This window comes from Enterococcus sp. 3G1_DIV0629, from assembly GCF_002141285.1.
In the GTDB taxonomy this organism is placed as follows: domain Bacteria; phylum Bacillota; class Bacilli; order Lactobacillales; family Enterococcaceae; genus Enterococcus_B; species Enterococcus_B lactis.
Genome location: NZ_NGLI01000001.1, coordinates 1458887 through 1481100 on the forward strand (window position 1 = coordinate 1458887; position 22214 = coordinate 1481100).

Consider the following 22214-nt stretch of genomic DNA (forward strand, 5'->3'; position numbering starts at 1 on the left):
TCAGGTCAGGGCGCTGATTTCACAACCTCTTCCTTAAACGGTGTTCACAAGCCAGTTTCTCGGTATGAAGTCAAATTTAAGCAAAAATGTAAGAAGTCATTTTCACAAAATTTTTCTTCATACTCGAAACTAAGCGGCTTTTTCACGACCTCTTTTTTATTTTGCCATGAACATATCATAATACGCGTCCATTATTTCTTTAGCAATCGTCAAGTTCATGTGGTCTTGTTCATCTAATAAGTTCGGCAAGACAACACTGATCGCGATTTCCGGATTGTCTGTTGGGCCGTATGCCACGATATTACTATTGACTGTCGTAATATCTGGGTGACCTTCCGCAACCGTTTCTGCAGTCCCTGTTTTTGCAGAAAGGTCCATTTTCGCACTGGCTAATGGTTTGGCTGTTGTGTAAGGGTCGGTACCATGAACAACCTGGTGGAATCCTTCACGGAGGATTGCCATATTTTCTGCAGATATATTGACCTTATTTTCTACTGTCGTGCCCATTTCTTTTTTCACTTCACCCAAATTCCCATTTTCGTCATTGCCATAGATTGCTTTGACTAGGTGAGGCTGTACTCGTTTCCCGCCATTAGCGACTGTTGAAGCATATTGAGCTAATTGGATCGGTGTATATGTGTCAAACTGTCCAAATGCCAAATCGGTAAAGTTACCTGGAGTATACCATTCTTTGCCATTATCCGCATTGAACTTCTTCATATACTCAACAGAGCGTGAAATCCCAGGAGATTCATTCGGCAAATCGATCCCAGTCGTTGTACCAAGACCAAACTCTTTGAAAGAGTCTCTCAATTGTTGATAAGCTTTAGCTTCTTCATCTAAACTAGGTAGTCCCATTCCAGGAGTATAGTCTAGCCCTAGCATTTTTAATGCCACTTTGATCATATACGTATTGGAAGACAATTCCAATGCTTTGACTGCATCAAGAGCAACTTGTCCGTTTCGGTTAAAGACAGAGCTTTTTTCTGAAGCACCTTGTAGACGAATCGGTTCATCAATCAACACTTGATTCCCGCTGATCGCGTTACTTGCCCAACCTGCTGTCAAAGTACCAGCCTTGACTACAGACCCTGGAGCAAAGGCGCTAGTGATCGTGCCCAAAGCATTCTCGGTGATTTCCTTGGAACCTTGCTCATGACTGAAACCAGTCATGGCTAACACTTCTCCTGTCTGAGGATTCATGGCTACTGCATAAGCACCAGGCGAGTACTGTGCTTTACCGTTGTTGATCAATGTTTGATAATTTCTTTTTAGGATTTCTTCTACTTTTGATTGGAATTCTGCATTCATCGATAACATTAAATTAGAACCTTTTTCCCCAGAGAAGATTTCTTTTTGATTCGAAACATTTCCTTCATTGTCAAGGGAGACTTCATATTGGGTTTTGGTTCCTTGCAAGACATCTTCATATTGTTTTTCCAAATAACTTTGTCCCACACGGTCATTCCGAGAATACCCTTTTGCTAAATACTTCTCTGCTTCATCTGCCGGAAGACCTTGTTTTTCAGTCGTCACACTGCCAAGAATACTTTTTAGTGAACTTGCTGCGTTATATTCGCGTGTCCAGTCTGTGCCTGTCGAAACTCCTGGAAGCTCAGAAGCGCGTTCCGCCACAACAGCTAATTCTTGGTCAGTAACACCAGAGTTCTTGATATAGACCGTGTTTAATTCATATGCACTGTTCATCCGTTTAAAGATGGTAGCGATCTTTAATTGCTCCTCGTTTAAGTTGATCTCATCATCTGTTACTTTATTGACCATCGCACTGTATTGTTCGCTGTTTCCTAATTGCTTTTCTTTTGCCGAAAGTCTTTTTGTGGCTTCCTTCAAATGTTCCGGATCAGCCAGCCAAAAATCTTTTTTATCTCTATCTGTCAGATTTTCATCTGCCGGCACATCAATCAGCGAGTTCAGCTTCGTTGCGATTTCAAGTAGGTCTTTAGCCGTCACTTGTGTGCCTCTCGTATAGGTGATTGCCTGATTCGCTTTATTTGTGACTAACGCTTTTCCTGTGGAATCGTAGATCATTCCGCGAGGGGTACTTTCTTGGACTGTAATCGTAGAAGTAGATTTCACTCGCGCTTCCATCTCTTCACCATTCACGATCTGCAAATAGCCCAATCTAGCAATCAACGCAACAAATAACGTAAATATAATGAAAAAAAGAAAATTTAAGCGAAAAGGAACATGCGACCGACGAAACGTTTTGTTTTTAGGCTCTTGTGCCCCTTTTCTTATTTTTTCTATCCAAGAAGTATTTACTATTTTTTTCATAAAATCTTTCATCATTTCCTATCCTTCCGCCTATTTACATTCATGCTTCATTGTACCCAAAAACTTCTTAATAAAAAAGAAAAAATGAGCGGAGCAAGAAATTCTTTACCTAATTTCAAGATAAAATCAACTTTTTGTTTCACAGCAATCATCTGAAGTTGCATATCCAACTATTTTTTTCATTAAAAACTAAACTTATTTTTGAAAATTATGCTTTCTAAAGTCGTGAAACACTTCAATAGAACATTTCTTTGTGGAAAACTATAAGTTGTTATTCTAAAAAAACTTATATCAAAAACAGTAAGGTAAGTTTAGTTTTTTATTTTGAATCCATAAAATAGTCTTGGATTGCTTCTCTTGTTTTTTTCACTTTTTCACTAAGTGATTCGTTTTTAGCCATATAGAAATAAAAAATGATATCGATCGTAGCGAATTGGGCCAAAAGTGAATTAGTTGCCGCACTTCGATTGGTGATTTCTTTTGGTCTTGATGTTTGTACGAGTACATCGGCTATCTTGCTAAGTGGGTTATTGCCAAATTGCGTCAACGCAATGATTTCGATATTCATATTTTTTGCTAGCTCAGCTAATGCAACTACATCTGCGCTTCTCCCTGAGTTCGAAACAAGCCAAAGTACTTTCTTCTTCTCATTGCTGACAAGTTGTGGGAGCAAGACATGGATATCTTTTTCAAAAATGATTGGCTTACCGACACGAGACCATTTTTGCAGAATGTCTTCTACCACTAAAGAAGAGGCACCAACACCATATAAAAAAACAGACTCAGCCGATTCCAAACATTCTACGACTTTTTGGATCGTTTCTTCTTCCAGAATATCTACTGTTTCTTTTATCGCTACTTGCGCATTATTTCCAAGTTTGTTTTTGATAGAGTAAAAGGACTCATTTGCTTCGATATCGCTAAATCCTTCATCGATTCCAGTCTGTAGTTCTGTTGAAATCGTGATTTTGAAGTCCGTCAAACTTTGAAACCCGATTTTTTTTGAAAAACGTACAACTGTCGGCGCACTCAAACCTGAAGCTTCCGCTAATTCATTAGCTGTCATTGTGGGAACCTTCTCAATATTTCCAATAATGTAGTTGGCCAACTTTTTTTCTGCTGAAGAATAATCTTCCATCATACTTTCAATACGACTAATTACGCTCATAAGTTCCTCCATCCTTTTAATAATCGTCTATGTAAGTATACCATATCAGTCCCTTGTTAACGGTCGTGTACTGGATAAAAAAACAAAAAAACAATCCGCACAATAGGATATCTTACTCCATCAATCCCACAAATTCTATTGTCCATCTGTGGGATTGTGGAATATCTGTTCTCTATTGTTTGGATTGTTTTTTATTTAGTGCTTTTTTATAGGCAGCTTATCTATTTGTTTTCTCTGCTGTAATTTTTGACTTCTGCTTCCATAGCATCAATAAAGATATTCAAATCTTCTACAGCTGTTTCTTTACTTCCGTAACGACGTACATTCACTGTTGCATCTTCCAATTCTTTGTCACCGACAACTAATTGGTAAGGAATTTTTTGTGTTTGAGAGGCACGAATCTTATAGCCCATTTTTTCATTGCGGTCATCGACTTCTACACGTAAACCTTTCATTTGCAAGCGTTCTTTGATTTCATAAGCATAATCGCCATGTGCATCAACAGAAACAGGGATGATTGTCGCTTGTATTGGTGCTAGCCATGTTGGAAAAGCGCCTTTGTATACTTCTGTCAAATAGGCGACAAAACGTTCCATCGTAGAAACGATTCCGCGGTGGATAACCACTGGACGATGTGTATTTTCCCCATCTTCTCCAACATATGTCAAATCAAAGCGTTCCGGCAATAAGAAGTCTAATTGTATAGTTGACAATGTTTCTTCTGTCCCAAGAGCTGTTTTGACTTGGACATCTAATTTTGGTCCGTAAAAAGCTGCTTCACCTTCTGCTTCAAAGTAATCTAGCTCTAATTCATCCATAGCAGCTTTCAGCATTGCTTGGGCTTTTTCCCACATTGCATCATCATCAAAATATTTATCTGTATTGTTTGGATCGCGGTAGCTTAAGCGGAAACGATAATCTGTAATATTGAAGTCAGCATATACCGCGACCATCAATTCAAGCGTACGTTTAAATTCATCTTTGATTTGGTCAGGACGAACAAATGTATGACCATCGTTCAACGTCATTTCTCGTACACGTTGTAAACCTGACAAAGCACCTGATTTTTCATAGCGGTGCATCATTCCTAATTCAGCGATACGAATTGGTAATTCACGGTAAGAATGGATGGCGTTTTTGTAGACCATCATGTGATGAGGGCAGTTCATTGGACGAAGAACAAGCATTTCGCCATCTCCCATATCCATTGGCGGGAACATGTCTTCTTGATAATGATCCCAGTGTCCAGATGTTTTGTACAACTCAACATCTCCCATGATCGGTGTATACACATGTTGGTAACCTAAACTAACTTCTTTGTCTACGATATAACGTTCGATCGTGCGTCGGATTGTTGCCCCTTTTGGAAGCCAGAATGGCAAACCAGAACCAACTTCTGGAGAAACCATAAACAAGTCAAGTTCTTTTCCTAGTTTACGATGGTCTCTTTCTTTTGCTTCTTCACGCAGACGGATATATTCTTTCAAAGCTTTTTTATCAAAAAAGGCTGTTCCGTAAACTCGTTGCATCATTTGATTGTTTGAGTTTCCACGCCAGTAAGCACCTGCCACTGATAATAATTTGAATACTTGTATACGACCAGTAGACGGAACATGTGGTCCACGGCACAAATCGATGAATTCACCTTGTTGATAGGCAGTAATCACTTCTTCTTCTGGCAATTCACTAATCAGTTCTACTTTGTATGGGTCACTTGCAAAAATTTCTAATGCTTCTTGTTTTGAAAGAACACGGCGTTCGATTGGCAGATTTTCTTTGACGATTTTCATCATCTCTGCTTCGATTGCGGGAAGATCTTCTGCAGTTACTTGATTTTGTCCATTGTCTGTATCATAGTAAAATCCTGAATCAATAGCTGGTCCTACACCAAAGTGGATATTTGGATAGAGACGGCGCATTGCTTGAGCCATCAAATGAGCTGCTGAATGTCGGACTAATCCAAGTGCATCTTCATGGTCTGGTGTGATGATCTCAATACTTGCATCTTCCTCGATTGGACGAGTCAAATCAATAAGTTTGCCGTTCACTTTACCAGCTAAAGCTTTTTTTGCTAAGCTTTTTGAAATACTTTCAGCGATTGCCAATGTTGTTGTACCAGCCTCAAATTCTTTGACTGCACCATCTGGAAAAGTAATTTTTATCATAATAGTTTCCTCCTTGAAATGTTTTGATTGATCAGATCATCAAGCTGAAAAACAAAAAATCCTAGCATCTCTTGAAAAGAGATACTAGGACGAAAAGTTCGTGGTTCCACCTAATGTTCAAACGCACATGCGTTCCTCAAACGTTGTAACGGTCCGACCGCCCTTGCTTCAACAAGGGTTTCGAAAGTGGTCATCCTTTGGTTTTCTCCTGGAAAAGTTTCAGCCTAGCTTTTCCTCTCTTATCGAAGACTCTCAAATTCAGTTGGCTTTCTCATCAATCAATTATGTGTTTATTTAACCACTAATAAATAGAAAAATCAAGTGTGAAACCAAACTTATTTTTTCCATTCCCCATTTACACCGTATGTTCCTTTTTTCATCTCGTTGATGATGACATGGATGTGTTCTTTTGGTGCTTGCGTGTTTTTATGAACAGCTTCCGTGATATCTTTCATCATATTTTCTAATTGTTCCGGACTGCGACCTTCTACTAATTCGACATGTACGAATGGCATAATGTTCTCTCCTCTTTCTGATCGTTCTTTTTTCAACTCGATTCTATCATACTATTTTTGTCTTGGGTACTGAATCCAGAAAAATGACTGGGTCTTTTTTTGCTCTCAACGCACTCAGGATAGAGACCGTGTCCACGACTTCTTGCAAAACAGCTCCGAATAACGCAGGAATCAGACCCGTACTTGCTATTAACATCAAAAAAATACAAATAAAGATGCCAATCAGTACAGATTGTTTCGCTATTCTCATCGTATCTTTTGAGATCACTACTGCTTTTGCTACACGCAAAAGATCATCTTTCAAGATGACTGCATCTGCACTTTCACTAGCAGCTGTAGAACCATGAGCACCCATTGCAATGCCGATATCTGCAGCAGCAAGTGCTGGTGCGTCATTCACACCGTCTCCTATCATCGCCACAGGTCGTTGATCTTTAGGGATACGTTCTAAAATAGTCAATTTGTCTTGAGGCAAGCAATGAGCATGTACAGAATCTAATTTGACTTCCTCTGCAATCGCTTGAGCAATGGCTGATCCATCTCCGGTAATCATCATCAAATTTTTCACACCAAGATTTCTTAGCTCTTTGATTGTCTTTGCCGCTTCTGAGCGAATCTGATCCGAAAATAGGATGGTTCCTGCAAAGGATTGATCAATGGCTACATAGATTGCTGTTTCAGAAGTTTCGATTTCTTCCACTGAAACAAAAGAAGCACGCCCAATCTTTACGTCATGATTATTGACTATTGCTTGGATTCCTTGACCTGACACTTCTTTCAGTTGACTAACAGGATACAGTTGGCTGTTTTTCACGTTGTTCACTAACGAACGAGCTAAGATATGGCTAGATTCCTGTTCTGCACTTGCTGCATACATAAGTAGCTCTTCTTTTTTCATTCCATTGACTGGTTGAATTGCCTCTACTTCTAATATTCCTTTGGTAAGCGTTCCTGTTTTATCAAAAGCAATCGTTTTTGTACGTGCGAGCTTTTCAATCGTTGTTCCAGTTTTAACAACAATCCCGTTTTTACTTGAACGGCTCATCCCGGCAACTAAAGCGATTGGCGCAGCTAAAATCAATGGACAAGGCGATGCTACGACCAATACTTCTGCAAAACGCAAAGGATCTTTTGAGAACCACCAAGAAATACCGCCAATCAAATATGCGATCAATGTAAAGGGAACCGCATAACGATCAGCTAAACGGACGAATCGGGCAGGTTTTTCTTTTGATTCTTCGACTAATTTAATGATCATTTGATATTGGCTGTCTGCGGCACGTTTTTCAGCAATCATTTGGATTGATCCGTCTCCATTTAAAGACCCAGACATGATCTGATCTCCAGGTTTCTTTGTTTCTGGACGAGACTCTCCTGTCAAAGAAGATTCATCGACTGATGATTCTCCTTTGATCACTCGACCATCAGCAGGTACAAGCTCGCCAGGCTTGACTAGCAGCTGATCATCCACATTTATTTCATCAATTACTATATCCTGCCATCTTCCCTCTTTGAATCGATGGGCGATTCTTGGGGTGTTGTCTAATAAAGATTGCAATTCTTTACCTGCTCGTTTATTCGCGTAATCTTCTAGACTATCTCCACCCGTAAGCATGATCAATATCATCAAACTAGCCCAATATTCTTTGACGGCTAATGTTGCAAGGATTGCGGTAATCGCTAATATATCTACACCATATATTCCTGAACGCAATGTTTTGATCATTTCCAAAAACATCAAGAAGGCGAGAATCCCTCCAGTAAATGCAACAATCATAAAAGCAAGTCCCGGCTGATGGAAAACAAATTCACTTAACAAAGCTACTCCGCCAATAAATAAAGTAAGTAAAAATTTTTTAAAATGTGTCATAGTTTCTTCTCCTCTTTTTTGTGACTTAGAGGTTAGTCATCCATCTTCAATTGCCTCTCTTTCTCTTAAGCATAGTCCTTGCTTAACACTTTTTAAAACAATAGGCCTTAATTGAAAACAACTATCACTATCAGCGTTTCCAATAGTCGCCAGTCCTACAAACGAATCAATCGAGCAAAGAGGACTTTTTTCGATTCATCCGTTAAAAAGTACCTTTTTTCGAAAAACTGTGCTATACTTTTAATTCGTTATTTACGGCGGAAGGAGCAAACATGTGATGAATGAGAAACAACTAGAACAAACGCACGTGGATGAAACGATCGAACTAATCCAGATCGAACAAAATATGCTGGATACAAAACAACGAGAATTGACTCAGGAAATGAATCATTCGACAAAAGACACAGCTAATCACAAGATTCGAGCTGGTTCCAATGAAGCTTTTTATGAATCTGCTGTTGAATATCGCCAACATGAGCAAGAATTGCTTTTAAAATATCATACTCTTGAGGCGCAGCAAAAACGCCTACAAACGTTGTCTGTTATGAAAGACAGTCCTTACTTTGCCCGTATCGATTTTAAAGAAGACCGTGAAACAGAAACATTGTATCTAGGTATCGCTTCTTTAAGAGATCTAGCAGAAGAAACAATCGTTATTGACTGGCGCGCACCAATTGCCAACCTTTATTATGAAGGTGAGATTGGTCCCGCATTTTATGAAACTGAAACAGATAGAATAGATGTCGATCTGCAGTTGAAAAGACAATTTAAAATCCAAGAAGGACGTATTTTATCTATGGTAGATACGTCGGAAGTAATCAACGATGACTTTTTGCTAGAGATATTGGATGAAGCATCAAGCAACCATATGAAAAATATCGTCTCTACGATACAAAAAGCACAAAATGCAATCATTCGGGACACAACAAGTAAAGTGATGCTGATTGAAGGAATCGCCGGAAGCGGAAAAACGTCTGCTCTGCTTCAACGTATTGCTTTTCTGTTGTATCATAATCGCAAATGGCTAGAGGCAGAAAACGTGCTTCTATTTTCACCAAACCATTTGTTTTCTGATTATATCTCGACTGTATTACCTTCATTAGGTGAAAGTGGTGTGCCTACACAAACATTCAAAAATTATATTTCACAGCTGTTGCCAGAGTTTTCTTTATTAGACGAACAGCAACAGGAAAGTGGTTTTTTGCTAGGCGAAAAAGATCCGATACAAGTGATGAAAAGCGGATTGACCTTAGTGGATCAGATTGATCGCTATATCCAAAGCATCACAAGCTACGGTCCCTTGTTCCGTGATATGAAAATAAATGGTCGTACGATCCTATCGAAGGAATCGATTCGCCAATGGTATAAAGAAACAAATGAACAACTTCCCTTGCACCACAGACTCTCTCTGTTACAAACGAAACTACTAAAAAAATTAGGCGGTCTGCAAAAAGATGAAACACGTCAGCAATGGGTCAAAGATCTCGCGGAAGAGCAGCTCCAAGAACTATACGCAACAGATCCTAATCTTGAATATACAGAACAAAAGGAGCGTTCCTTACGTAAAAAACTGGCTAATCAAATCGTACGTAAACGATTCCGTCGAATTCATCGAGGAATCATGAATTATCAATTTGTCAATATAACGAAACAATATCTCCACTTTTTACAAACTGTGCCACTTTCTCTTCTGACACAACATAAAATCAGCGAGAACAGATGGCAAGAACATTTAGCAACTATTCGTACACATTTGCGTCAAAGAGAGTTGCCCCAAGAGGATGCTGTCCTATTCTTTTTACTGATGCGCCGAACGTATCCGGTGACAGTCACACACAAAGCTCGCTATATCTTTATTGATGAAATGCAGGATTTCGCACCATCACAAGTGGCATTGTTGCAAGCCTTGTTCCCAAAAGCAAATTTGACTTTCTGTGGAGATTTAAATCAAAATGTCTTTGGAAATGAAACGATCGTGGGATCATTGGAAGAACTTTTCGTGGACCGTGAAGTTACCCGTTTCCAATTAACAACAAGCTATCGCTCCACAAAAGAAATCACTGATTTTGCTAATCATTTTATTGCAAAAGAACATCAAGTAGAGACTACAGCAAGAAAAGGCGATTTGCCTTTACTCATCCAAGGGACAACTGATGATGTCAAACTGAATTGGTTAGCAGATACCATTCGAACGACTCAGGGAAAAGCCCGGTATTGGCGTACAGCAATCATTGCTAAAACCCAAGAAGAATGCGAAGCTCTTTATGCTCAACTGCCAGACGAGTTGAAACAACAAGTCCAGCTGATTTTAAATGAGAGTGACTTTATGAAGCGTTCCATTATTTTACTTCCGGCCTTTTTAGCAAAAGGTCTGGAGTTTGACCGAGTTTTCTTGTGGGATGTAGATGCAGATCATTTTTCTTCTCAGCAAGACAAATTGATCCTTTACACCATGTGTACACGTGCGATGCATGAATTGACACTTTTTACCTCCAATAATCAAAGTCCTTTGTTAAACAATATGGATATTTCATCTTATGAGAAAAAAGTATTGTAACTAAAAAGACAACTGCTATCGTTAATGTTAGCAGTTGTCTTTTTAGTTACAATAATAATTGCAGAAAAAGTAATTTCATCATTTAAGGTCATTTATTCTATATATAAATCCAAATCTGTTTCAGGATATTTTAATTTGACAAGCGAAATAATCATTTTCAGTTCTTCCATGTTTTCTGGATATTCTGGGTCAAATACCTTGCTATGACGTCCAATACCGCCATTGTCGATCAATCGGTAAATTCGGTTCCATTCAATGAACTGATCGATTGATTGGAAATTGCTGATTGGATACCCCCCACAATCCAAAATCTCTGATACACGAAATGCTAGGTATGCACTATCGACCACTTTATTTTTTTTCGTATCTATCTTCTCATTTCTTTCGATGAGAATTTTTTCAGGATGATGCTTTAAGCTCCACTCCAATAGTAGAAAGAAAGCCTCCATCCGATACTCTTCTTCAAATAACCGAAAGGCTGAATCAGAACGACGAAAAAGCAGCGGAATCAAATATTTTTGTCTATAAATCAGCATTGGTGCGCGGTCCACCATACACTCTAAATAACGGTTCAGATACCCTGTACCGACATAGTTTCCTAATCGATAGCCTTCAACGCCGAATCTTGCGTATTTTTGCGCTAATTTTGAACAATCAGTTACGTTCACTGCTAACTCTTCTACTTTGCGGTAACCGCTTAAGATACGTTCAAAAGGTTCTAAAGTGATTTTTGCTTCCATATTCTTCCCCGTCCATCTTCCACATACTTCATATCATTTCATATGATACTTATGCTCTCATCATACCACAGGTTGAATTAGAATAGAAAATAAATCACACAAAAAAACAAGACAATCTATTAGTGAGATTGTCCTGCTTTTTGAAAAAGACTGAATGCTTTTCGTTAAAACTGATTGCTTAGTCTTCTAATGCCACATTATGGAACACATGCTGTACATCTTCTAGATCTTCTAGCGCATCAATCATTTTTTCAAATGTTTCTTGGTCTTCTGAAGATAATGTAACTTCGGTTTGAGGAATCATTTGGATCTCAGCAATTGAAAAATCAGTGATTCCTTTTTCTTTTAATGCTTCTTGGATACTATGGAAATCCGCTACTTCACCGTAAACGATGATTTGTCCATCTTCTTCCATCACATCACGAACGTCGATGTCTTTTTCCATTAGATATTCAAGGATCTCATCAGCGTCTTCTCCTGCAAATGCAAAGATTGCTGTATTATCAAACATATAAGAAACCGCTCCAGAAACACCCATGTTCCCGCCATTTTTCCCAAATGCTGCTCGTACGTCTGCTGCTGTTCGATTCACATTGTTTGTCAATGTATCAACAATCACCATTGAGCCGCTTGGTCCAAATCCTTCATAACGTAATTCAGAGTATGTTTCATCTCCTGCACCTTTTGCTTTTTCGATTGCTCGGTCAATAATATGTTTTGGTACATTATAAGTTTTAGCGCGATCAATGACGAAACGTAGTTTTTGGTTTGCATGCGGATCAGGATCACCTGATTTTGCTGCCGCGTAGATTTCAATCCCAAATTTTGCATAAATCCGGCTATTATTAGCATCTTTAGCAGTTTTCTTTGCTACGATATTTGCCCATTTACGTCCCATATTTTCACTTCGCTTTCTGATTTGATAGTTTCATAACGCAAAAACGTCCTGTTCCATTATACTTGTGAATCACGATTCTGTGAAGCTTTTTTTCTTTCTTCCTTCATTCTTCTCATTTTCAGTCAAAGGTCTATACTTGGATTGGGATTTGTCCGAAATTCTGTTCTGGAATATTGCCTCCCAATTGATAGATTTGATCACTTCTAACTAACAGTTCCGCTTCTTGTGCCTCTTTTTTTCCGATTCGGGAATAAATAGAAATCTCTTTTTTTTCTTTTAAGAATCTTCTTCCAGCATCGGTAAATCCAAGTAGTCGAAGATAGTTTTTATTTTGTTGGCTAGGAATCTCTTGCTTTTTGATATTCAGCAAGACATAACAAGATAATCGTTGGATCCGCGTCCATGTATATCTCTTTGTTTTTACTTTTGACACAAAATCTGCAAAACCGTTAGCTGTTGCTGCTGCTGTCTTCATGCGAGTTTCTATTCCTTCGGTCATCTGATAGATATCTGTCAATTCCATCAAAGTAGAAGATAACAACCGATAACGCAAATACGGCCAATAGGATTCCCAAGTCTGTAACGAACAAGTGGAAAGATCTTCTTCTGTCTGAAATGGCACAAGTCCAGCGATCCTTTTTCCTTCTTCTAACGCATGACGAATGGCTGTTGCACTGGCTATTGTTTGATCTGTGATTGTTTTTTCATGATAGCCTGCACTTTTACGCTGGATCGGATGTAACTCCATAGGGTGGATATACTTAGCATTTTCTTTTGCATAACTTAATCCTAAAATATGATTGGGTGAAGAAAAATCAAGCGCAATATCGGGATACAGACTGCGAAAAACTGCAGTCATTTTTTGCGGATAACTATACGTTTGATCAGACAGTTCTTGAAAAGACTCTTCTATCTTGTCTTGATTCTGTTGAACAAATCGGCCGAAACTACTATAGTCAAACGAGGTCTCTTCTTCTGTTCCAAAACACAAACTGTCACAGTCCAATGCTTGCAAGATTTTCACTGCACCTTTAGCGAAATAATCAGCTGACTGAACCGCCCATTCGACAGGAAGCTCTACTACTAAATCCACACCGTTTTGCAAAGCTTCATTCGCACGATGCCATTTATCGATGATAGCTGGTTCGCCTCGTTGCAAAAAATTCCCACTCATTACAGCAATGACGACCTCTGCTCCTGTTGTTTTTCGTGCCATTTCAGCATGATAGCGATGTCCATTGTGAAATGGATTGTACTCTACGATAATCCCGCAGCTTTTCATGTACGTCCTCCTTCATAGTTTATCGATAAAAAAACACTAGAGACAAGTAAGGAAAAGTCAAAAATCAGAAAAAATACCCGAACTATATAAACTATTCTCGCAAACACAATACTTCTGCGACGAAAAGCTGCACCGCAAGAGCAATGCCTATATCGTTCGGATATATAATTTATGTTGAAGATTTATTCTTTTCTTGTTAACTCGAGCAGGCAAAATTGCTAGTCTTTGTATGCTACGAAGAACCAGCGCTTTGATTTCTCTGATGCTGCTTCGTCTGTAAAATCAGAAAATGCTTCGACTTTCGAAAACCCACTGTTTTCCAGCATTCTTAAATAACTTTCCAATGGATAGGTACGCTCTTCATGTAGTTCATCTTCACGGATAAATCGCCCAGATCCTTCTGGTTCCTCAACGAAAAAAGTCAGAAAATGTTCGATGCTGTATTTCTCACTTCCTGGATAGCTATCCCATAAAAAAGCAAAATTATCCCCTTGATAATGATAGCTATATTCTGGAAAAACTTCGTCTACTTGATAGGTGGAGTGCACGTCAAATAAAAATCGGCCATTTTCTTCTAACGTTTGATAGACTTCATCAAAAACTTGCTGTACCTCTTGTCTATTTTTCATGTAGCACAACGAATCAGAAAAACAAGTAATTGCTTGATATTGACCGATTTCTGATAAATCGAGCATATTGCCTTCTACAAATTGGATCGATGCGTCTTCTTCATATGCTCGCTGGCTTGCGATCATCAACATCTCTTCTGAAAGGTCTAACCCTGTCACTTCATATCCATCTTTTGCAAAGGCAACCGCTAATGCTCCAGTACCGCACGCCAGTTCCAAAATATTTTTTGTGTCTTCTTGCAAATGACGTTTCGAAAAAGCTAACCACTGCTGGTAAAGCGTTTCGTCCATCACTTCATCGTAAATGAAAGCAAATGTTTCATAAGCCATGTTAATCCAACCATTCATTAAGATCGACTAACGGCGCATCTGACCATAGTTTTTCCAAATTATAGAAGCTTCGTTCTGGCGCATGGAAAACATGTACGATCAAATCTCCAAGGTCGATCAATACCCATTTTCCGCCTTCTTTTCCTTCAATACGTTTTACTTCATATTTGTTTTCTTCTTCTTTATCAATGATTTCTTCTGTAATTGCGTTGATTTGACGTTCACTATTTGCTGAACAGATCATGAAATAATCTGCTAACAAGGAAACATTTCGAACGTCTAAAGCGATAATGTCTTCTGCCCGTTTTGAATCTGCTGCTTTAACCGCAATTTTTAATTGTTCTTTACTATCTATGATGATTTCCTCCTAATATTGAGTGGCTTATTTTTTTGCTACCCAGTAATTATATGTTTCGATTGTTTTTGGATAAATCTGTTGTTCTTGTGCAAGTAAATGGGATAGCGTATGTTTTGTTTCAAATGCTACTGCTTCATCTAGATCAACCCATGCAATTGTCCGTGCATCTTGCACCCCAGGAAAATCCCGACCTGGTTCAATATAGTCTGCTACATAAATGATTTTGTCCAGGAGACTCATTTTAGCAGCGCCAGTCGTATGCACTCGAATCGCGTGAAGAATCTCTGAATCAGTGATTCCTAATTCCCGCTCTACAAACGAAGCACCAACAAGCCCGTGCCAGATAGCATTATTATAATTCAATAATTCTGGATCAAAACCGTCTCTTACGATCACCATTTTGAACTCCTCATCTGGTCGCTCTTTCGCATAATCGTGTGTCAATGCAGCGATACTAGCTTTTTCAGGAGAAGCACCGTATTTTTTGGCAAGAGCAACAGCTGTTTCTTCTACTCCAAGCACGTGCTTGAAGCGTTGTTCGCTCATTCTCATCTGTATTTTTTGCATCAGGTTTTCTCTAGAATAAGCAGTATATTCATTACTATAGTCCATCTTCATACAACCCTTCATTTTGGATATAATCAATTACTTTATCTGGAACAAGATAGCGGATAGAACAGCCTTCTTTGATCTTTTGACGTATTTTTGTGGAACTGATGTCGATTTCAGGTACATCTACCCAAATCACAGGATATGGCGTATCTGTTGTGTAACCTGGTCGACGTATGCCCACAAAATTGACCATCGAAGTCAACTCATCAATTTTATACCATTTTGGCAAATATTCTACCATATCCCCGCCAATAATAAAGTAATAATCTGTATCCGGATTGTTTTGTGTCAATTCCTTCATCGTATCATAGGTGTAGCTTTTCCCACCACGAGCTAATTCAATCGTTTCAATCTGCAAAAAAGGGTTGTCTTCCACCGCTAATTCCAACATGTTGAGTCGGTGTTTTGCATCAATCGTCTCTTTCTCATCAACATGAGGCGGCTGATAAGAAGGCATTAAAAATACGCGGTCAAGACCTAAATTCCGACCAGCTTGTTCAGCCATCACTAAATGAGCAAGGTGAACGGGATTGAACGTTCCGCCTAGAATCCCTACTTGCTTTTTCTTCTCTAAGAATTGAGGCATTTCTTTAGGAAATAGTTGTGAATGAACAAATGTCTTAGCTTGCGTATTCATCATGGTCACTCCTTATATTGCTTTTACTTCATTTGATAACCTTTGATACTTTTCTTTTGTAGAAGGTTTGTATAATACGATCACTCGTCCAATGATTTGGACGATTTCACAGTCGATTTCTTTTTCTAATACTTGAGCTGCTTCTTCTGCAACCTCATCTGTATTTTGAAGTAGAGATACTTTGATCAGTTCTCTTTTTTCTAAAGCTTCTTCAATTTGAACGATCATTGCTGAATTAATTCCACCTTTACCGATTTGAAAAATCGGCTGAAGATGATGCGCTTTGCTACGTAAAAAACGCTTTTGTTTTCCTCTTAAACTCATAATTTTCCTTCTTCCTTAAATCAATGCTTTGCGTTTCAATACATCTACACCCTTTGGCGCCCAGCCCGCAATTACTGCTGGAGCTGTTACAGTGATCCAGCCTAGACCGGCAAAAACGATGTCTGTTTTTTCTTTCACAGAAAATTCAAAACGAACAAGCTCCGGAAATGCCTCGACTTCATCAGGACGAGGAGGCTGTAATAATCCACCTACATGTTTTTGATAAAATTCGTCTGCTTTTTCCAGTTTCGTTCGATGAATATTTACATCATTTGACACATAAGCAATAAATGAAGCACGATTGCCGCTGATAAAATCAAATCTTGCAAGTCCGCCCAAGAAAAGTGTTTGCCCTTCATTCAGCTGATAAACTTTAGGTTTGATTTCTTTTAACGGGGCAATGATCCGCAAATCTTTTTTACCTAAGTAGTGCGCCATTTGATGACGATGGATGATCCCCGGTGTATCAATCAAAAAATGTCCATCATCTAAAGGAATCTCGATTTTATCCAAGGTCGTTCCGGGAAACTGTGAGGTTGTGATCACATCTTGTACTCCCGCTGTATTTTTGATGATTTGATTGATAAGCGTTGATTTCCCTACGTTTGTTACTCCGACGATATAGACATCCCGTCCATCGCGGTATTCTTCAATTTTTTCTAATAGTTCCGTCATCTCATGAGATTTCTTAGCACTAGTTAGTAATACATCTACTGGACGAATCCCTGCTTCGTGAGCACGTTCCTTCATCCATTGTGTTAATTTAGGTTTTTTCAATGATTTCGGTAATATATCCACTTTGTTTCCCACTAAAAGTACTGGATTATCACCGACAAAACGATGTAGTCCTGGAATCAGTGAACCATTGAAGTCAAAAATATCCACCACATTGACAATCAATGCATCTTTTTGCCCTAATTCATTCAGTAAGCGTAAAAAGTCGTCATCCGTCAATGAGACATCTTGGATCTCATTATAATGGCGTAATCTGAAACAACGCTGACAATAGACTTCCCCGGAAGCTAACCCTTTTTCCAAAGCCGTTTGCGGCGTGTATCCTAATTCACCGGGTTTGCTTGTTTGTATAACGGCACCGCAGCCGATACATTGTAATTCTTCTGTCATTCGATTCCACCTCGCCAGCCCATATCAGGGTATTTTGCTAATAGATAGGCCATAATTCTTTTTTCCCAAAAACGATTAAATTGTGTCTTCCAACTATCTGTTGCGATAATGGGTTTTACAAGGATGCTACGTATCCCTGCACGATTGGCTCCACGTATATCAGTCATGATCTGATCGCCTACCATTACTATCTCATCATCTGCTAAATCCAATTGTTTCTTTGCTATGTTGATCCCTCTTGCTAAAGGTTTCATTGCTCGTGCAACATACAAAAGATCAAATTTTTCAATCGCTCGCGCGACACGTTTTGAATTATTGTTTGAAACAACAACAACAGGGATTCCTGCATTTTTCATTTCTAAAATCCAAGTAAGCAACTCTTCTGTTCCATCTGGATTATTCCATGCAATCAACGTATTGTCTAAATCTGTCAATACTGCTTTGATGCCTAGATTCTTTAATTGGGCAGGTGTAATCTGATAGATGGCTTCTACCATCCATGTTGGTTTGTAATTTGAAAACATGTTGTCTCCTCATCTGCAAAAAATGAAGGAGCACATAAAGTACTCCTCAACCCCGTATTATACTGCATATCAGCAAAAAAAACTACCTCTATACTCGTTCCTCTTTCAGAAAAAGCATTTCTTTACAAAATGACCAAAAATAAAGATTAATTACAGAAAAATTTAGAAACAAAAAACAACTAAGCGAGCAAGAATCATTCTTTACTCTTTGCTTAGTTGTTAAACACCTAATATTGTCGGAACCTCTTGTATCGTTTTTCCAGTAGTTCATGCTGGTCGAATCGAACAAGTTCCGTCAATTTTTCAATCAACGCTTTTTTCATGATGTGAGCGACTTTTTGCCGTGGCAACTGCTCGCCGTTGAACGTTTCAGGAATCACTCGATCCACGATCCCTAGCTCACGTAGTTCTGGTGCAGTAATTTTCATCAACTCGGCTGCTTCTGCAGCGCGACTGCCGTCTTTCCACAAAATCGAAGCAAACCCTTCTGGGGAAAGCACAGCATAGATCGTTTCTTCTAACATCCAGACTTCATCCGCTAAACCTAGAGCAAGGGCACCGCCACTTCCACCTTCACCAATGATGACGGCGATGATTGGTACTTTTAAATCAGACATTTCGAGCAGATTTTTGGCAATTGCTTCTCCCTCGCCACGCTCTTCTGCTCCTATACCGCAATAGGCACCTGCTGTATTGATCAATGTAATCACCGGTCTATTAAACTTTTCAGCTTGCTTCATCAGTCGTAAAGCTTTGCGATAGCCTTCAGGATGAGGAGAACCAAAATTTCTGCGGATATTTTCCTGCAGATCCCTTCCCTTTTGAATACCTATCACTGTTACCGGTTTGCCATCTAATCGAGCGATGCCACCAACAATCGCTTCGTCATCTGCAAATAAACGGTCACCATGGCATTCCTCGAAAGAATCGAAGATCTCTTCAAAAAAGTCCAAGCTAGTCCATCGTTCTTTAGCTCTTGCTAGCTGAACGACATCATGTGCTGTTTTATCCACGATCTATCCATCCTTTCTGTGTATGCAATTCAAGAAGCGTATGGATTTTCTGCTTCAATTCCATGCGGGGAACAATCTGATCGACGAAACCATGAGACAATAAGAATTCGGCCTTTTGGAAATCTTCTGGAAGTTCCTGCTTGATCGTCTGTTCGATGACACGTCTTCCAGCAAAACCAATCAAGCTTTGGGGTTCTGCTAAAATGATATCACCTTCCATTGCAAAACTGGCAGTTACTCCTCCGGTCGTCGGGTCTGTCAAAACAGTTAGATAAAAAAGGCCTTCATTACTGTGCCGTTTGACAGCAGCAGAGATTTTCGCCATCTGCATCAGAGAAAAGATGCCTTCTTGCATCCGAGCGCCTCCTGAAGCCGTGAACAAAACGACTGGAAGTTTTTCCTTTGTTGCTCGTTCGAATAACCTAGTGATTTTTTCTCCAACAATCGTGCCCATACTTCCCATGATAAAATTGGGATCCATCACTCCAATAATGAAGGGGATTCCTTGAATGGTTGCTTTACCAGTGAGGACTGCTTCATGAAGCCCCGTTTTATCTTGCATTTTTTTTATTTTTTCCGTATATTCAGGAAATGCTAGCGGATCTTCGGTTACAAGATCCGTATCCCATTCTTCAAAACTTTTTTCATCAATGATCAAAGCTAGACGCTGCCATGCACCGATTCGAAAAGCGTATCCGCAATGGGGGCATACTTTTTCTTCACCGATGTCTTTCGTATAAAGGATATGTTTGCAATTTGGACACTTCGCCCACATGTTATCGGGAACAGATGGCGAGTTAGCAGGTTTGCTCTCTCTATTAGGATTGATCCGAATATATTTCTTTTTCTTAAACAGAGCCATCTATGCGCCTCCTATCTCCGTTTCTGGTGTCCAATTCGGTAAAAATTCTTCTTGTAAAAATGCTGTGCTGTAATCACCTGCTATTACTGCTGGATGACTAATCAAATCCATCTGAAATTCTGCGTTCGTAATGATCCCTTCTGTGATAAATTCACTTAAGGCTCGCTGCATCTTCATCAATGCTTCAAAACGTGTATTTCCATGGACAATAATTTTCGCAATCATTGAATCATAATATGGCGGGATCGTATAGCCTGGATAAACCGCACTGTCTACCCGCAACCCCATCCCACCTGCTGGAAGTAGCAAGTTTTGGATTTTCCCTGGTGAAGGAGCAAAATGAAAAGCGGGATTTTCTGCATTGATTCGGCACTCAATGGCGTGTCCTTGGAATACTACTTCTTCTTGACGCACATTCAAAGGCTCACCGGCTGCTATCTCCACCTGTTTTTTTACTAAATCGATTCCTGTGACCATTTCTGTTACGGGATGTTCCACTTGGATTCGAGTATTCATCTCCATGAAATAAAAATCGCCTTCTTCATCCATCAGAAACTCGATTGTTCCGGCATTTTCATAATTGACTGCTTTAGCTGCTCGAACAGCAGCGTCTCCTAGTGCTTCTCTTTTTGATTGTGAAATCACTACAGAAGGAGATTCTTCCAGTACTTTTTGATTGTTACGTTGCAAAGAACAATCTCGTTCTCCTAAATGAATGACATTGCCAAAATGATCACCTAAAATCTGAACTTCTATATGGCGTGCAGGATAAATGATTTTTTCCAAATACATATCATCATTTCCAAATGCCGCTGCTGCTTCTTGCTGAGCTGAAGAAAAATGCTGTGGAAGTTCTTCTTTTGATTGAACTTTTCGAATGCCTTTCCCGCCACCGCCTGCAGCTGCTTTCAGCATCACTGGATAGCCGATCCTGTCTGCTATTTCCAATGCTTCTTCTACAGTAGATAATACACCAGTACTTCCTGGGATGACTGGGACATTTGCTTCTTGCATCAATTGACGCGCATTGATTTTATTCCCCATTGCATCAATTGTTGCGCTTTTAGGACCAATAAATGTGATATTGCACTCTTCACACATGGAGGCAAACCGGCTATTTTCAGATAAAAATCCAAAACCTGGATGAATTGCTTCAGCTTTTGTTACGATTGCAGCGCTCAGTACTTCCTGAACATTCAGATATGAATCAACCGCTTTTGCCGGACCAATACAGATTGCTTCATCTGCTAGCTGTGTATGAAGTGCTTCGGCATCTGCCTCTGAATATATCGCTACGGTTTGGATCCCTAATTCGCGGCATGCACGAATGATACGCACAGCGATTTCGCCACGGTTAGCTATCAAGACTTTAGAAAACATATTTCACCTATCCAATCATAAAGGTTAATTCCGCTTCGGCTACTTTTTTACCGTCAACCTTAGCGATTCCTTTGCCTATTCCGGCTGAGGCTTTCACTTTCAATATCTCAACTTCAAGATATAAGGTATCGCCCGGTGTAACTTTCTTACGGAATTTTGCTTTGTCCAATCCGCCGAAGTAAGCCGTTTTACCCTTGAACTGTTCAAGAGAAAGTAATGCGACTGCTCCTGCTTGCGCCATTGCTTCAACAATCAGTACCCCTGGCATAACAGGCTCTTCTGGAAAATGTCCTTGAAAAAAGGGCTCGTTGATCGTTACATTTTTCTTAGCAATGATCCGTTCTCCTTCAACCATCTCTTCCACTCGATCAATCAAAAGCATTGGATAACGATGCGGAATAATTTCTTTGATTTCTTGTATGTTCATTTATTTCCCTCTTTCCTGCTTTGCTTATTTTGGTTGGATCCTAAAGAGTGGCTGCCCATATTCAACAACTGACTCGTTCTCTACAAGGATTTCTGTGATTACTCCGTCGGCCTCACTAGTTATCTCATTCATCAGTTTCATCGCTTCAATAATGCAGATAACTTCTCCTTTGGCAACTTGATCACCTACTTTTTTGAAAGCTGGTTTGTCTGGTGCCGGTTGCAGATAAACGATTCCCACGATTGGCGAAACAACCTCGATTCCATCAAATACTACCGATTCTTTTTCCTTCGTTGGTTCTGGAACAGTTGTTGCTTGTTCAGGCATGGCGTTAACTGGCTCCGAAACTGGCACCGTTTCGTTTGTTTGAACCATATTCATGCCTCGGCTTGTTTTATTTTTATTCATGTACAATTCAAATTGACCTTCACGCAAGTCAAATTCCGTTAGCGAAGATTGATCAAATTGACTAACTAATTCTCTAATTTCATTGATATCCAAAA

General features: G+C 39.4%; 21 protein-coding genes. 1 reads left to right on the forward strand and 20 read right to left on the reverse strand.

The window, feature by feature from the left end; translation table 11 throughout:
• Nucleotides 1-156 precede the first annotated feature (156 nt).
• The 5 genes from A5816_RS07350 to A5816_RS07375 form a co-directional block, all read right to left on the reverse strand.
• The gene (locus tag A5816_RS07350; RefSeq protein WP_002373470.1) at nucleotides 157-2310 is read right to left on the reverse strand and encodes a penicillin-binding protein 2; all 2154 of its coding nucleotides are present in this window, start codon (nucleotides 2308-2310) and stop codon (nucleotides 157-159) included.
• Between the two features lie 304 nt (nucleotides 2311-2614).
• Nucleotides 2615-3463 (reverse strand): MurR/RpiR family transcriptional regulator, encoded by an 849-nt coding sequence (locus A5816_RS07355; RefSeq protein ID WP_002290869.1) that lies wholly within the window; start codon nucleotides 3461-3463, stop codon nucleotides 2615-2617.
• Nucleotides 3464-3684: 221 nt separating this feature from the next.
• Nucleotides 3685-5628, reverse strand: a complete 1944-nt coding sequence (gene thrS, locus A5816_RS07360; RefSeq protein ID WP_086311036.1) for a threonine--tRNA ligase — start codon at nucleotides 5626-5628, stop codon at nucleotides 3685-3687.
• A 335-nt stretch (nucleotides 5629-5963) separates the two neighbouring features.
• Entirely contained in the window at nucleotides 5964-6143 is a 180-nt protein-coding gene (locus A5816_RS07370) for a 2-hydroxymuconate tautomerase (RefSeq protein ID WP_002287649.1), read from the reverse strand.
• 46 nt (nucleotides 6144-6189) lie between these two features.
• Nucleotides 6190-8013, reverse strand: coding sequence for a heavy metal translocating P-type ATPase (locus tag A5816_RS07375; RefSeq protein ID WP_086311037.1), 1824 nt, complete (start codon nucleotides 8011-8013; stop codon nucleotides 6190-6192).
• 277 nt (nucleotides 8014-8290) lie between these two features.
• Between A5816_RS07375 and helD the strand changes: the two genes are divergently transcribed.
• Complete coding sequence (gene helD, locus A5816_RS07380; protein WP_002373478.1) at nucleotides 8291-10570, forward strand: RNA polymerase recycling motor HelD; 2280 nt, start codon at nucleotides 8291-8293, stop codon at nucleotides 10568-10570.
• A 92-nt stretch (nucleotides 10571-10662) separates the two neighbouring features.
• On the opposite strand, the gene A5816_RS07385 is transcribed toward helD, so the two are convergent.
• The 15 genes from A5816_RS07385 to accB form a co-directional block, all read right to left on the reverse strand.
• Nucleotides 10663-11310, reverse strand: a complete 648-nt coding sequence (locus A5816_RS07385; RefSeq protein WP_002290861.1) for a hypothetical protein — start codon at nucleotides 11308-11310, stop codon at nucleotides 10663-10665.
• Between the two features lie 178 nt (nucleotides 11311-11488).
• Nucleotides 11489-12208 carry a YebC/PmpR family DNA-binding transcriptional regulator gene (locus tag A5816_RS07390; protein ID WP_002290860.1) on the reverse strand — a complete coding sequence of 240 codons (720 nt, stop codon included), beginning with the start codon at nucleotides 12206-12208 and terminating at the stop codon, nucleotides 11489-11491.
• A gap of 130 nt (nucleotides 12209-12338) precedes the next feature.
• Nucleotides 12339-13490 carry a nucleotidyltransferase gene (locus A5816_RS07395; protein ID WP_002373482.1) on the reverse strand — a complete coding sequence of 384 codons (1152 nt, stop codon included), beginning with the start codon at nucleotides 13488-13490 and terminating at the stop codon, nucleotides 12339-12341.
• Between the two features lie 218 nt (nucleotides 13491-13708).
• Complete coding sequence (locus A5816_RS07400; RefSeq protein ID WP_010733436.1) at nucleotides 13709-14449, reverse strand: class I SAM-dependent methyltransferase; 741 nt, start codon at nucleotides 14447-14449, stop codon at nucleotides 13709-13711.
• Between the two features lies 1 nt (nucleotide 14450).
• Nucleotides 14451-14810, reverse strand: a complete 360-nt coding sequence (rsfS, locus tag A5816_RS07405) for a ribosome silencing factor (protein ID WP_079997869.1) — start codon at nucleotides 14808-14810, stop codon at nucleotides 14451-14453.
• Nucleotides 14811-14831: 21 nt separating this feature from the next.
• Nucleotides 14832-15425, reverse strand: a complete 594-nt coding sequence (gene yqeK / locus A5816_RS07410) for a bis(5'-nucleosyl)-tetraphosphatase (symmetrical) YqeK (protein ID WP_002314176.1) — start codon at nucleotides 15423-15425, stop codon at nucleotides 14832-14834.
• Entirely contained in the window at nucleotides 15409-16059 is a 651-nt protein-coding gene (locus tag A5816_RS07415; protein WP_002316969.1) for a nicotinate-nucleotide adenylyltransferase, read from the reverse strand. Before A5816_RS07415 ends, yqeK begins: the two co-directional genes overlap by 17 nt.
• Before the next feature lie 9 nt (nucleotides 16060-16068).
• Complete coding sequence (yhbY, locus tag A5816_RS07420; RefSeq protein WP_002315279.1) at nucleotides 16069-16380, reverse strand: ribosome assembly RNA-binding protein YhbY; 312 nt, start codon at nucleotides 16378-16380, stop codon at nucleotides 16069-16071.
• 15 nt (nucleotides 16381-16395) lie between these two features.
• Entirely contained in the window at nucleotides 16396-17505 is a 1110-nt protein-coding gene (yqeH, locus tag A5816_RS07425; RefSeq protein ID WP_002310374.1) for a ribosome biogenesis GTPase YqeH, read from the reverse strand.
• Entirely contained in the window at nucleotides 17502-18029 is a 528-nt protein-coding gene (locus A5816_RS07430; RefSeq protein WP_002310373.1) for a YqeG family HAD IIIA-type phosphatase, read from the reverse strand. The genes yqeH and A5816_RS07430 overlap by 4 nt, the downstream gene beginning before the upstream one ends.
• A gap of 227 nt (nucleotides 18030-18256) precedes the next feature.
• Nucleotides 18257-19042, reverse strand: a complete 786-nt coding sequence (locus tag A5816_RS07435) for an acetyl-CoA carboxylase carboxyl transferase subunit alpha (RefSeq protein WP_002310372.1) — start codon at nucleotides 19040-19042, stop codon at nucleotides 18257-18259.
• Entirely contained in the window at nucleotides 19035-19904 is an 870-nt protein-coding gene (accD, locus tag A5816_RS07440; RefSeq protein ID WP_002310370.1) for an acetyl-CoA carboxylase, carboxyltransferase subunit beta, read from the reverse strand. The genes A5816_RS07435 and accD overlap by 8 nt, the downstream gene beginning before the upstream one ends.
• Entirely contained in the window at nucleotides 19905-21284 is a 1380-nt protein-coding gene (locus A5816_RS07445) for an acetyl-CoA carboxylase biotin carboxylase subunit (RefSeq protein ID WP_002310368.1), read from the reverse strand. It abuts the gene before it with no gap.
• Nucleotides 21285-21291: 7 nt separating this feature from the next.
• Complete coding sequence (gene fabZ / locus A5816_RS07450; protein ID WP_002310367.1) at nucleotides 21292-21711, reverse strand: 3-hydroxyacyl-ACP dehydratase FabZ; 420 nt, start codon at nucleotides 21709-21711, stop codon at nucleotides 21292-21294.
• Nucleotides 21712-21735: 24 nt separating this feature from the next.
• Nucleotides 21736-22212: an acetyl-CoA carboxylase biotin carboxyl carrier protein gene (accB, locus tag A5816_RS07455; protein ID WP_010733434.1), complete on the reverse strand. Its 477-nt coding sequence runs from the start codon at nucleotides 22210-22212 to the stop codon at nucleotides 21736-21738.
• Between the last annotated feature and the right edge of the window lie 2 nt (nucleotides 22213-22214).